Raw genomic sequence first — 12,674 nt, 5'->3', positions numbered from 1 at the left:
CGTAGGTTCATGTTGTGACCGGTCGGACAGCTTTCGATCCGCTGATCACGCCGCTTTCAGGCGCCGCGCTGCGGCTTCAGGCGCACCGCGCCGCGGCGGTTCTGGCCCTGCACGAAGACCCGGTTGCGCCCGGCGCTCTTGGCGCTGTAGAGCGCCTGGTCGGCGGCTTTCAGCACCGCGTCGGCGCTGCGCAGCTCGTCGCTGCGCGCGGCTACGCCGAGGCTCATCGTCACCGACACGGCCTCGACCTGGGTGTTGCTGCGCAGGTTGCGGCCTTGCAGATTGTCGGCCGGGCGCTGCTGCCGGTCGCGCAGTTGCAGGCTGTAGGACTCGATGGCCTGGCGCACCGCTTCCAGGTGCGGCAGGCAATCGTCGGCGTCCTTGCCGGTGAACAGCAGGGTGAATTCCTCGCCGCCGTAGCGGTAGGCCTTGCCACCGCCGCCCACCTTGCGCAGCTGCGCGGCGACCATGCGCAGCACCTGATCGCCGACGTCGTGGCCGTGGGTGTCGTTGAATTTCTTGAAGTGATCGACATCGCCCATGGCGATCACGTAGCTGCGGGGCAGGCGCTGCAGGCGCTCGTTCAGCGCACGTCGGCCGGGCAGCCCGGTGAGTTCGTCGCGGTAGGCCATCTGGTACGCCTCGTGGGCCAGCGCGGCGGTCTGCGCGAGCATCACCAGGCTGCTCATCACCCCCAGCGCGTGCGGCAGGATGAACACCTTGGGCAGCATCCACAGCAGCCCGGCCAGACCGATCAGTTGCGCGGCGTGCGAGGGGCGCGGCTGGCGCAGGTACTGGATGGCGAGCAGCAGCAGGGAGCCGGCGAACGCAATGTAGGCGAGCTGCACCAGGCTCATCCACTGGCCGTGCAGCAACGGCCAGTAGATCTGGGTGGTCACGCTCAGCAGGCCCTCGGGAAAGCGGCGGGCGAGGGCCACGACGACACCCAGCGTGGCCAGCAGCACCGCGGTGCGTGCAATCAGGTCCTGCAGCAGGTGGGCACGCTCCTGCCACCCGCCATACAGCCCGTAGAGCAGCGGCAACAGCAGGCTGCCGAGGTGGAACACCAGCGCGGCGTCGGCGCTGGCGGCGCCGGTGAGGCGGAAATGGTCGACCTCGTTGTCGAGGAAGAAATACAGCAGGTACACCACCAGCAGGAGGAACAGCTGACGGACACGCCCGTAGACCAGGCAGAACGCGCCGCCGAGCAACAGCAGCAGGGTGGGCAGCACGTTGAACAGCGATGTGAAGAACTCGGTCATCTGCGCCAGGGAGCCGGCCATCGCACCGCCGCCGACCAGTAGCAGCGGCACGAAGAAATGACTCGGACGAAAGGAGGCGAGATTCCGCACGCGGGATACCGGTCGATGTCGTTGGATCGATCAGGGGCACCTATAGTGGCATTTTCGCCCCGGCGGCGGGAGATCGCGATGCCTCGGCCTTTCGTCGACCGACGTGGCGTCGGTCGGCAGCAACAAAAATGCCGCTCACCTCGCGGTGAGCGGCATCGTGAGGACCGTCCCTCGGCTTAGTAGCCCAGGGCGAAGTCCTCTTCGGCCATGTCCATCAGGTTGTCGGCGCCGGACAGCATGGTTTCCACATGGGTGCGGGTGCGCGGCAGGATGCGTGCGTAGTAGAAGCGCGCGGTCTGCAGCTTGGCCTTGTAGAAGGCTTCGTCGCCGGTGCCGGCCGCTAGCTTCTCGGCTGCCAGACGGGCCATGTCGGCCCAGAAGTAGGCCAGGCAGACGTAACCCGAATACATCAGGTAGTCCACCGAAGCGGCACCGACTTCTTCGCGGTTCTTCATCGCGGCCATGCCGACCTTCATGGTCAGCTCGCCCCATTCCTTGTTCAGCTTGGCCAGCGGTGCGACGAATTCCTTCACCGCGTCATTGCCTTCGTTGGCCTGGCAGAACTTGTGAACGATCTTGGTGAAGCCTTTCAGCGCTTCACCCTGGGTCATCAGCACCTTGCGGCCCAGCAGGTCGAGGGCCTGAATGCCGGTGGTGCCTTCGTACATCATCGAGATGCGGCAGTCGCGCAGGTTCTGCTCCATGCCCCACTCGGCGATGAAACCGTGGCCGCCATAGATCTGCATGCCGTGGGAAGCGGACTCGAAACCGACCTCGGTCATGAAGGCCTTGGCGATCGGCGTCAGGAACGCCAAGAGGCCGTCGGCCGCCTTGCGCGCTTCCTCGTCCTGGCTGTGCTGGGTGATGTCCACCTGCTTGGCGGTGAAGTACACCATCGCGCGGTTGCCCTCGGCGAAGGCCTTCATGGTCAGCAGCATGCGGCGCACGTCCGGGTGCACGATGATCGGGTCGGCCGCCTTGTCGGGCGCTTTCGGACCGGTCAGCGAACGCATCTGCAGACGCTCGCGGGCGTACTTGATGCCGCCCTGGAAACCGACTTCCGCATGCGCCAGGCCTTGCAGCGCGGTGCCCAGGCGAGCGGTGTTCATGAAGGTGAACATGCAGTTCAGGCCCTTGTTCGCCGGGCCGATCAGGAAGCCGGTGGCACCGTCGAAGTTCATCACGCAGGTGGCGTTGCCGTGGATGCCCATCTTGTGTTCCAGCGAGCCGCAGGAAACGCCGTTGCGCTCGCCGACACCGCCTTCGGCGTTGGGCAGGAACTTCGGCACGATGAACAGCGAGATGCCTTTGGTGCCGGCCGGTGCATCGGGCAGGCGCGCCAGCACGATATGGACGATGTTGTCGGCCATGTCGTGTTCGCCGGCGGAGATGAAGATCTTGGTACCGGAAACCTTGTAGGAGCCGTCGGCCTGCGGTTCGGCCTTGGTGCGCAGCATGCCCAGGTCGGTGCCGCAATGCGGCTCGGTCAGGCACATGGTGCCGGTCCATTCGCCGGAGACCAGCTTGGTCAGGTAGGTCTGCTGCTGTTCGGCGGTGCCGTGGGCGGAGATGGTGTTCATCGCGCCATGCGACAGGCCGGGGTACATGCCCCACGACCAGTTGGCCGAGCCGACCATTTCACTGACCGCCAGGCCGAGGGATTCCGGCAGGCCCTGGCCGCCGTGCTCGACGTCATGCGCCAGGCTCGGCCAGCCGCCTTCGACGAACTGCTTGTAGGCTTCCTTGAAGCCGGTCGGCGTCTTCACGCCTTCCGGGCTCCAGGTGCAACCTTCCTGGTCGCCGACGCGGTTCAGCGGAGCGATGACTTGCTCGCAGAACTTCGCGCCTTCTTCGAGGATGGCGTTGACCATGTCCGGAGTGGCGTCTTCGCAGCCGGGCAGGCTCTGGTAATGCGCTTCGTAGCCGAGCAGTTCGTCGCGTACGAAACGGATATCGCGCAAGGGGGCCTTGTAGTCAGGCATAACGGTAAACCTCTGCGGTGGGTTCGTAATGTAAGAGCCACTCACGGGCTCTCTGGGGCGACCGGTGCGCCGGTCTAGGCATCGCATCAAATCGCCGGCGGCCGACAGGGTCGACAGGCATCAAACAGGCGTTTGAAACATACGTTCGCGTTCTGGCCTTGTCAACCCTGGGCCAAAGAAGCGGCCACGCCATTCGGCGCTTTGAACAGTGACTTTAGTCTAGGTGTTGCCCGGCAAACGCGCAGGCGTGCGCCCGAGCGAGGGTGCTCGAAGGAAACCGGGAAGGTCTGTTGCCAGCGGGCGCTGGCGAGGGATCAGGCGCGGATGTCGATCAGGGTGCCAAGTGCGTCGTCGGCGGTTTTGACGACTTTTGCGTTGACCTGCACGTCCTGCTTGCCGGCCTGCAGGTCGACCAGGCTGCGCGCCAGGTCGTCGTTCTCGCGCACCTGCGACGAAGTTTCCTCGACGCCGTTGCCGCGCGCAGTCGACTGGCTGGCGATCTCGCCGGCGGCGCGGTCGACGCGCTGCTGGCCGGCCTGGATGCCGCTGAAACCGCTGCTGAAGGCACTTCCTGAGATTTGCATGGCGGAGGCTCGGGGAAAAGGTTTGAGTGGTTATTGAAACAGAGTCGCTGCGCCGGGCGTACTGGCAATGGGCTATGTAAACCGCCGTGCTTAGAACCCGAGCGCTGCCAGGTCCAGATGCGCGGCGACGCTTGCGGCATCGGCGCGATCCAGGCGCGGCACGCGACCGAGGCAGGGTGCCGGCAGGCGCTCGGTCAGCGTGGCGAGGTTTTCCTCCAGGCGCGAGGTCTGCACGTCGACCAGATTGGCGACCCAGCCGGCCAATCGCAGGCCGTCGCGCTGGATGGCTTCGGCGCTGAGCAGCGCGTGGTTGATGCAGCCCAGGCGCACACCCACCACGAGAATCACCGGCAGGCCGAGAACGATCGGCAGGTCGGACAGGCTGGCCGTGCCGGCCAGGGGAACGCGCCATCCTCCCGCGCCTTCGACCAGGGTGAAGTCGGCCTGGCGGGCGAGGATCGGCCGCACCGCATCGACCAGCGCCGGCACGTCCAGCCGCACGCCGGCCTCGCGGGCGGCGAGGTGCGGCGCGATCGGCGGCGCGAAGGCCAGCGGGTTCACCTCCTCGTAGCGCAGCGCGACGCTGCATTCGGCGAGCAGGGCGAGGGCGTCGTCGTTGCGCAGGCCGGCGTCGGTCAACTGGCAGCCGGAGGCGACCGGCTTGGCCGCCGCGGTCGAGAGCCCGGCGCGCCGGGCCGCGTGGAGCAGGCCGGCGGCGATGGTGGTCTTGCCGATTTCGGTGTCGGTACCGGTGACGAAGTAGGCGTGCTTCATGCGTTGGTTTTCACTCGATGGCGGGGCACGGGTTCGCTCAGGCCTTGCGCAAGATACCGTAGACCACCTGATAGGTCGCCGGCAGGCCGAGCGGCTGGCGCTGGCGCTCGTAGGCCTCGACCAGCGCCCGCATCCGCGCGCGACCGGTCAGCCCGCCGGGGCGGCCGGGGTTGAGGTTGTGCGCGCCGAGCGCCTTGATCTCGTGGGTTAGCTGGCGCAGGTCGGGAAAATGCAGCACCTCGGCGCGTCGCTCCAGACCGACCAGGCGCAGGCCGCTGGCTGCGCACAGTTGCTGATAGTCCTCGACGCGGCGGAAGGCGTTGACGTGGACCAGCCCGTCGACGGCCTGCCAGCTGTCGCGCAGCTCCTGCAGGGTGCCCATGCAGAGGCTGGAGAACGCCAGGCAGCCGCCTGGGCGCAGTACCCGCCGGGCCCCGTCGAGTACGCCGGCGAAGTCGCCGCACCATTGCAGCGCCAGGCTGCTGAACAGCAGGTCGACGCTGGCGTCGCGCAGCGGCAGGTGTTCGGCGTCGCCGGCGACGAAGTGGGTCGCGCCGCCCAGCGGCCGGGCGTGACGGAGCATGCCCTCGGCGATGTCCAGCGCCAGCCCTTCGGCTTTTGGAAAGCGGGTCGCCAGCACGCGGGAGAAATGCCCGGTGCCGCAGCCCAGGTCGAGCCAGCGCGCGGGCGTCAGGTCGGCCGGCAAGCGCGCGAGCAGCGCATCGCCTACCGTGCGCTGCAGGCCGGCGACGCCGTCGTAGCTGGCCGCGGCGCGGGAGAACGAGGCGGCGACACTGCGCTTGTCCGGTCGCGTCGAGGCGGCGGGCTCAGTCATCGACGGCGTCGCCGATGAAGCCCAGCAGCGCCCGCGCGATCTGGTCCGGGCATTCCAGCGGCAGGCCGTGGCTGGCGTCGAACAGTTCCACTTCCAGGTCCGGCAGCCAGGCCAGCAGGGCGTCGGCGGCGGCCACCGGAACCAGCGCGTCGTGGCGGGCGAACAGGTGCAGCTGCGGGCCGGAATAGGCACGCAAGGCGGCGCGTCCGTCCAGCTCGGCGAGCAGGCTCAGGCCGGCGTCCAACGCTTCGACGGGCGTGCGCGGCTGGGTCACCTGCAGTTGCCGGGCGAGCGTGCGCGGGTCGAAGGCGCCGCGGCTGGCGAGCAGGCTGAAGCGCTTCAGGGTCTGCTCGGCATCCAGGCCGAACGCCTGGCGGAAGGTGGCGAAAATCTCCGCGGGCATCGCCGTTGGCCAGTCCTCGCGGCTGGCGAAGCAGGCGTTGCTGGCGAAGGTGATCAGTCCCGGACAGGCCTCGCCGCGGCGGGCGGCGAGCTGGGTGGCGAGCATGCCGCCGAGCGACCAGCCGGCCAGCCAGGCTTCGGCCGGCAGGCGTGCGTCGAGCTCGTCGAGCCAGGCGCCGGGCGCGGCGTTCTCGGGCAGCTCGGCGATCTCCACGCGCAAGTTGGGCGCGCGTTGTTCGAGGGCTTCCTGCAGCGGTTGCAGCGCGGCGGCGCCGAAGCTCCAGCCGGGCAGCAGGATCAGGCGGTCACGCATCGGCGCCGGTCTCCGTATTCAGTTGGTGCCAGGCGTTGGCGAGGGCGTCGAGCAGGCGGTCGACCTGTGCCTCGCTATGGGCGGCGCTGAGGGTCACGCGCAGGCGCGCGCTGCCGGCGGGCACCGTCGGCGGACGGATCGCACCGACCAGCAGGCCGCGCTCGCGCAGCAGGCTGGACAGGCGCAGGGCGCGCGCGCTGTCGCCGATCAGGACCGGCTGGATCGGCGTCGGGCTGTCCATCAGTTCCAGGCCGATGCGCGCGGCGCCGTCGCGAAATTGCGCGATCAGCCGTTCCAGGTGCTCGCGCCGCCAGCGCTCGCTGCGCAGCAGTTCGAGGCTCTTCAGCGTCGCGCAGGCCACGGCCGGCGGCTGGCTGGTGGTGTAGATGTAGGGGCGGGCGAACTGGATCAGCGTTTCGATCAGTTCCTCGCTGCCGGCGACGAAGGCGCCGGCGGTGCCGAACGCCTTGCCAAGGGTGCCGACCAGTACCTGCACGTCATCGCTGCCCAGGCCGAGATGCTCGACGATGCCACCGCCGCTGGCGCCCAGCGGGCCGAAGCCGTGGGCGTCGTCGACCATCACCCAGGCGCCCTGGCGGCGGGCGGTGGCGCAGAGCGCCGGCAGGTCGGCGAGGTCGCCGTCCATGCTGAACACGCCGTCGGTGACCACCAGGGTGTTGCCGCTGGCCTTCTCCAGGCGCTTGCCCAGGCTCTCGGCGTCGTTGTGCAGGTAGCGCGAGAAGCGCGCGCCGCTGAGCAGGCCGGCGTCGAGGAGGGAGGCGTGGTTGATGCGGTCTTCCAGCACCGTGTCGCCCTGGCCGACCAACGCCGTGACGGCGGCCAGGTTGGCCATGTAGCCGGTGGAAAACAGCAGCGCGCGCGGGCGGCCGGTGAATTCGGCGAGGGCCAGCTCCAGTTCGTGGTGCGGGCCGCTGTGGCCGATCACCAGGTGCGAGGCGCCGCCGCCGACGCCCCAGCGCGCGGCGCCGTCCTGCAGCGCGCGGATCACTTCGGGGTGATTGGCCAGGCCGAGGTAGTCGTTGGAGCAGAACGCCAGCAGCTCGCGGCCATCGACCTGCGCCAGCGGGCCTTGCGGGCTCTCCAGCAGGGGCCGTTGGCGATAGAGATGGGCGGTGCGGCGCTCGGCGAGGCGGGCGGAGAGATCGAAGGTCATGGTGATCCGGTTGCGGGAGCGGGGGACAGGGTCAGGCCCCGGTGCGGGATTGCCCTCTCCCCGACCCTCTCCCATGAAGGGGAGAAGGGGCCAATGGCATTCAGGCCGAGACGGCGTTGTAGAACAGCTTGGAGTCGCGCTGTTCGACCAGGGCCTGCTCGATGGCGGCCTGGTGCACTTCGTCGGCGTGTTCCTGGCGCTCTTCGGGCTTGATGCCGAGGCGGGCGAACAGCTGCATGTCCTTGCCGGCCTGCGGGTTGGCGGTGGTCAGCAGCTTCTCGCCGTAGAAGATCGAGTTGGCCCCGGCGAAGAACGCCAGCGCCTGCATCTGGTCGTTCATCTGCTCGCGGCCGGCGGACAGGCGCACGTGGGATTTTGGCATCATGATCCGCGCCACCGCGAGGGTGCGGATGAAGTCGAACGGGTCGACGTCCTTCTCTTCCGCCAGCGGCGTGCCCTTGACCTTGACCAGCATGTTGATCGGCACCGATTCCGGTTGCTCTGGCAGGTTGGCCAGCTGGATCAGCAGGCCGGCGCGGTCGTCCACCGACTCGCCCATGCCGAGGATGCCGCCGGAGCAGATCTTCATTCCCGCCTCGCGCACGTGGGCGAGGGTTTCCAGGCGCTCGGCGTAGGTACGGGTGGTGATGATGTTGCCGTAGAACTCCGGCGAGGTGTCCAGATTGTGGTTGTAGTAGTCGAGGCCGGCCTCGGCCAGCGCGACGGTCTGCTCGCGGCTCAGCTTGCCGAGCGTCATGCAGGTTTCCAAGCCGAGGGCCTTCACCCCTTCGACCATCTTCAGCACGTAGGGCATGTCCTTGGCCGACGGATGTTTCCAGGCGGCACCCATGCAGAAGCGCGTCGAGCCGATCGACTTGGCCTCGGCCGCGGCGTCGAGCACCTTCTGCACTTCCATCAGCTTTTCCTTGTCCAGCCCGGTGTTGTAGTGGCCGGACTGCGGGCAGTACTTGCAGTCCTCCGGGCAGGCGCCGGTCTTGATCGAGAGCAGCGTCGAAACCTGCACGCGGTTGGCGTCGAAATGCGCGCGGTGCACGGTCTGCGCCTGGAACAGCAGGTCGTTGAACGGCAGCTCGAAGAGCGCGCGGACTTCGGCGAGGGACCAGTCGTTACGCGGGGCGAAGGGAGAGGTGGCGCTCATGGGTGTTCCTTATCGGGGGCTGGCGCCTGCTACAGTCAGGCGCGACACGGATGTCACGCATATTAGGGAAGCTGGATGCGCTGTCAACCAAGGGCCTTGCGGCGGGTTTACAAGTGGTTAAATAGTGGTCAGTCATGCCTGCTCTGCGATGAGCCGGTCGAGCGCGACGGGCTTCCCCTGTGCAATGCCTGCGAGCTCGAGTTGCCCTGGCTGCAGGGGCATTGCGCAGTCTGCGCGTTGCCGCTGCCTACCCAGGGGTTGGCCTGCGGCGCCTGCCTCAAGCGACCGCCGGCGTTCAGCCGGGTCGAAGCGCCCTGGCGCTACGCCTTCCCGGTCGACAGCCTGATCACCCGCTTCAAGCATCAGTCACGCTGGCCCATGGGACGTCTGCTCGGCGGGCTGCTGTCACACCATCTACAACAATCCTTCGCCGAGGGCCTGCCGCGCCCGGACGCCTTGCTGCCGGTGCCGCTGGCCACGCGGCGGCTGCGTGAGCGCGGCTTCAACCAGGCGGCGATGCTCGCCCACTGGGTGGGGCGCGACCTCGGGCTGCCGGTCGAGGAGGGCGCGCTGCTGCGGGTGCTCGATACGCCGGCACAGCAGGGGCTGACGGCCGTCGAGCGGCGGCGCAACCTGCGCCGGGCCTTCGCGCTGTCGGACGACGCCGAGGTGGAGGGCCGCCACCTGGTGCTGGTGGACGACGTGCTGACCACCGGCAGCACCGCCGATGCGCTGGCGCGGCTGCTGATCAAGGCCGGGGCGCGCCGCGTCGACGTCTACTGCCTGGCGCGCACGCCGCCCCCCGGCGACTGAAACAGGACTGTCATCCGCGCGAATTAACGTCGGCCGCATCCCCGTGAAGGAGCCGACCATGTATCCAGACGACCTGCCCACCGACCTCGAACGTCTCGCCGACCTGTCGCGCCGGCGCTTTCTCGGCGCCGGAACCCTCTGCGGCGCTGCGCTGTTCTTCGGCGGCCACCCCCTGGGTGCGCTGGCCGCCAGCCTGCAGACGGGCAACCGCGCGCTGATCGGCTTCGACGGGATCGCCGCATCCGGCGCCGACGCCGTGCTGCTGCCGCCCGGCTACCGCTACGAGGTGCTGATCAGCTGGGGCGAGCCGCTGCACGCGGATGCGCCCGCGTTCGATCCCACCGGAAACGGCAGCGCGGCAGACCAGGAACGGCAGTTCGGCGACAACAACGATGGCATGTGCCTGTTCGCCTTCCCCGGCGAGGCCGACCGCGCGCTGCTGGCGATCAACAACGAGTACACCAACTACCGCTACCTCTATGCCCACGGCGGCAACCCGCAGTCGGCCGACGAGGTGCACAAGGCGCTCGCCTGCGAAGGCGTCTCGGTGGTGGAAATCCGCCGCGACGCCGACGGCTGGCGCTTCGTCCGCGACTCCGCCTACAACCGGCGCATTCACGGCAACACGCCGATCCGCCTCGGCGGCCCGGCCGCCGGCCACGCCTGGCTGCGCACCGCCGCCGATCCGAGCGGGCGCGAGGTGCTCGGCACCTTCCAGAACTGCGCCTCGGGCAGGACGCCCTGGGGCACCTACCTGACCTGCGAGGAAAACTTCACCGACTGCTTCGGCAGCAGCGACCCGGCCTACGCGGCGGAAGGCGCGTTGAAGCGCTACGGCGTGCTGGCCGACAGCAAGGACGTGCACTGGCATCCCTACGAATCACGCTTCGATGTGAGCCAGACGCCCAACGAGTACAACCGCCACGGCTGGGTGGTGGAGATCGACCCCTTCGACCCGCGCGCGCAACCGGTCAAACGCACTGCCCTGGGCCGTTTCAAGCATGAGAACGCGGCGCTGACCCAGGCCGCCGATGGCCGCGTGGTGGTCTACATGGGCGACGACGAGCGCGGCGAGTTCATCTACAAGTTCGTCAGCTTCGCGCGCTTCGACCCGACGCAGCCCAACCCCGATCTGCTCGACCACGGCACCTTGTACGTGGCGCGTTTCGACGACGGCGACGGCGACCCGCAACATCCCAAGGGGCGCGGTCAGTGGTTGGAGCTGGTGCACGGACGCGGCGGGCTGGATGCTGCCGCTGGATTCCCCGGCCAGGCGGAAATCCTCATCCACACCCGGCTGGCGGCCAGCGTGGTCGGTGCCACGCGGATGGACCGCCCGGAGTGGATCGTCGTCAGCCCCGAGGATGGCCAGGTCTACTGCACCCTGACCAACAACGTGAAACGCGGCGGCGAAGGCCAGCCGGTGGGCGGGCCGAATCCGCGGGCGAACAACGTCTACGGACAGATCCTGCGCTGGCGCGAGCACGGCGACGATGCCGCGGCGTCGAGCTTCGAGTGGGACCTGTTCGCCGTCGCCGGCAACCCGCTGGCGCACCCCGGCACGGCCAATGGCGGCTCGCCGAACATCACCGCGCGGAACATGTTCAACAGCCCGGACGGCCTCGCCTTCGACGGCGGCGGTCGGTTGTGGATCCAGACCGACGGTGACACCAGCAACAGCGGCGACTTCGCCGGCATGGGCAACAACCAGATGCTCTGCGCCGACCCGGGCAGCGGCGAAATCCGCCGTTTCATGACCGGCCCGGTGGGCTGCGAAGTGACCGGCGTGGCCTTCGCGCCGGACTACCGCACGCTGTTCATCGGCATCCAGCATCCCGGCGAGAACGGCGGCTCGAATTTCCCGTCCGGGCAGCCCGGCGCCAAACCGCGCTCCTCGGTGCTGGCGATCCGCCGCGACGACGGCGGGGTGATCGGCGCTGCCTGAGCGGCCTGCACCCGTACCCGGCGATCTATGCTCAACGGCGGGCGCAATCGGTTGCCCTGCCCGTGGCGGGCCTGCGCTACCATGCCGGCCCGCCGCAGGAGATCGCCATGACCCACCCGTTCGTCTCCCTCAGTCCCGACCTCGTGCTGGATGCCGTCGAAAGCATCGGCTACCTCAGCGACGCCCGCGTGCTGGCGCTCAACAGCTACGAGAACCGCGTTTACCAGGTGGGCATCGAGGACGAGACGCCGATCATCGCCAAATTCTACCGTCCCGGGCGCTGGAGCGAGGCGGCGATCCGTGAGGAACATGTCTTCACCCTCGAGCTGGCCGAGCGCGAGGTGCCAGTCGTGGCGCCCCTGGTGCGCGACGGCGAAACCCTGTTCGAGCACGCCGGCTTTCGTTTCGCGCTGTTCCCGCGACGCGGCGGACGCGCCCCGGAACCGGGCAATCTGGACCAGCTGTATCGCCTCGGCCAACTGCTCGGGCGCCTGCATGGGGTCTCGGCGATGCGCCCGTTCGAGCACCGCGAGAGCCTCGGCGTGCAGAACTTCGGCCACGACTCGCTGAATTTCCTGCTCGAAGGCGGCTTCGTTCCGCGCAGCCTGCTGCCGGCCTATGAGTCAGTGGCGCGCGACCTGCTCAAGCGCCTCGACGAACTTTTCGCGCGGGTCCGCTTCACGCCGATCCGCCTGCATGGCGACTGCCATCCGGGCAATTTGCTGTGCCGCGACGAGACCTACCACATGGTCGATCTCGACGACTGCCGCATGGGGCCGGCGGTGCAGGATTTATGGATGATGCTCGCCGGTGACCGCCACGAGCGCCTCGGGCAGATCGCCGAGCTGATCGACGGTTACCAGGAATTCCACGACTTCGACGCGCGCGAACTGCCGCTCATCGAAGGCCTGCGTTCGCTCCGGCTGATGCACTACAGCGCCTGGCTGGCGCGGCGCTGGGACGACCCGGCGTTCCCCATGAGCTTTTCCTGGTTCGGCAGCGAGCGCTACTGGGGCGACCAGGTGCTGGTACTGCGAGAGCAGCTCTCGGCCCTGGACGAGGAACCGCTGAAGCTGTTCTGAAATCCCCCGGTGCGCACGGCGCACCCCACGCGTGCGCGGTGCCGTAGGGTGCGCATGCGCACCGAGGCGGGCTGCGGCGAAAGCGGGTCGACCGGGCATCCCTGTCGCGTGGCCCGAAGCCCCCTGCGGCCGAGATTCCCATGGTGCGCGCGGCGCACCCTACGCGTGTGCGGTGCCGTAGGGTGCGCCACGCGCACCGAGGCAGGCTGCGGCGCAAGCGGGTCGACCGGGCATCCCTGTCGCGTGGGCCGAAGCCCCC

General features: G+C 68.6%; 11 protein-coding genes. 3 read left to right on the top strand and 8 right to left on the bottom strand.

Features of this window, described 5'->3' with window-relative positions; translation table 11 throughout:
* Nucleotides 1-56: 56 nt before the first annotated feature.
* The 8 genes from QMX85_RS10225 to bioB all read right to left on the bottom strand — a co-directional run bounded on the left by QMX85_RS10225 (nt 57) and on the right by bioB (nt 8,575).
* Entirely contained in the window at nt 57-1,352 is a 1,296-nt protein-coding gene (locus tag QMX85_RS10225) for a GGDEF domain-containing protein (protein ID WP_282340559.1), read from the bottom strand.
* 176 nt (nt 1,353-1,528) lie between these two features.
* Entirely contained in the window at nt 1,529-3,334 is a 1,806-nt protein-coding gene (locus QMX85_RS10220) for a phenylacyl-CoA dehydrogenase (RefSeq protein ID WP_282340557.1), read from the bottom strand.
* Nucleotides 3,335-3,648: 314 nt separating this feature from the next.
* Nucleotides 3,649-3,918: a hypothetical protein gene (locus QMX85_RS10215; RefSeq protein WP_282340556.1), complete on the bottom strand. Its 270-nt coding sequence runs from the start codon at nt 3,916-3,918 to the stop codon at nt 3,649-3,651.
* Between the two features lie 90 nt (nt 3,919-4,008).
* Nucleotides 4,009-4,692, bottom strand: a complete 684-nt coding sequence (gene bioD, locus QMX85_RS10210) for a dethiobiotin synthase (protein ID WP_282340555.1) — start codon at nt 4,690-4,692, stop codon at nt 4,009-4,011.
* 37 nt (nt 4,693-4,729) lie between these two features.
* Nucleotides 4,730-5,527, bottom strand: coding sequence for a malonyl-ACP O-methyltransferase BioC (bioC, locus tag QMX85_RS10205; RefSeq protein ID WP_282340553.1), 798 nt, complete (start codon nt 5,525-5,527; stop codon nt 4,730-4,732).
* Nucleotides 5,520-6,242 carry an alpha/beta fold hydrolase gene (locus QMX85_RS10200; protein ID WP_282340552.1) on the bottom strand — a complete coding sequence of 241 codons (723 nt, stop codon included), beginning with the start codon at nt 6,240-6,242 and terminating at the stop codon, nt 5,520-5,522. Before QMX85_RS10200 ends, bioC begins: the two co-directional genes overlap by 8 nt.
* Nucleotides 6,235-7,416: an 8-amino-7-oxononanoate synthase gene (gene bioF / locus QMX85_RS10195; RefSeq protein WP_282340551.1), complete on the bottom strand. Its 1,182-nt coding sequence runs from the start codon at nt 7,414-7,416 to the stop codon at nt 6,235-6,237. Before bioF ends, QMX85_RS10200 begins: the two co-directional genes overlap by 8 nt.
* 100 nt (nt 7,417-7,516) lie before the next feature.
* Nucleotides 7,517-8,575, bottom strand: a complete 1,059-nt coding sequence (gene bioB / locus QMX85_RS10190; protein WP_282340549.1) for a biotin synthase BioB — start codon at nt 8,573-8,575, stop codon at nt 7,517-7,519.
* Between the two features lie 75 nt (nt 8,576-8,650).
* On the opposite strand from bioB, the gene QMX85_RS10185 reads away from it, so the two are divergent.
* The 3 genes from QMX85_RS10185 (at nt 8,651) to QMX85_RS10175 (ending at nt 12,415) form a co-directional block, all read left to right on the top strand.
* Nucleotides 8,651-9,388 carry a ComF family protein gene (locus tag QMX85_RS10185; RefSeq protein ID WP_282340547.1) on the top strand — a complete coding sequence of 246 codons (738 nt, stop codon included), beginning with the start codon at nt 8,651-8,653 and terminating at the stop codon, nt 9,386-9,388.
* A 58-nt stretch (nt 9,389-9,446) separates the two neighbouring features.
* On the top strand, nt 9,447-11,333 hold the full coding sequence (locus QMX85_RS10180) for a PhoX family phosphatase (protein ID WP_282340546.1): 1,887 nt from the start codon (nt 9,447-9,449) through the stop codon (nt 11,331-11,333).
* Nucleotides 11,334-11,440: 107 nt separating this feature from the next.
* Nucleotides 11,441-12,415 (top strand): serine/threonine protein kinase, encoded by a 975-nt coding sequence (locus QMX85_RS10175; RefSeq protein ID WP_282340545.1) that lies wholly within the window; start codon nt 11,441-11,443, stop codon nt 12,413-12,415.
* The last annotated feature ends 259 nt before the right edge of the window (nt 12,416-12,674 follow it).

It is taken from the genome of Pseudomonas sp. PS02288 (genome assembly GCF_029959715.1).
GTDB classification, from domain to species: Bacteria; Pseudomonadota; Gammaproteobacteria; order Pseudomonadales; family Pseudomonadaceae; genus Pseudomonas_O; species Pseudomonas_O kuykendallii.
This window is presented reverse-complemented; position numbering and strand designations above follow the sequence as displayed.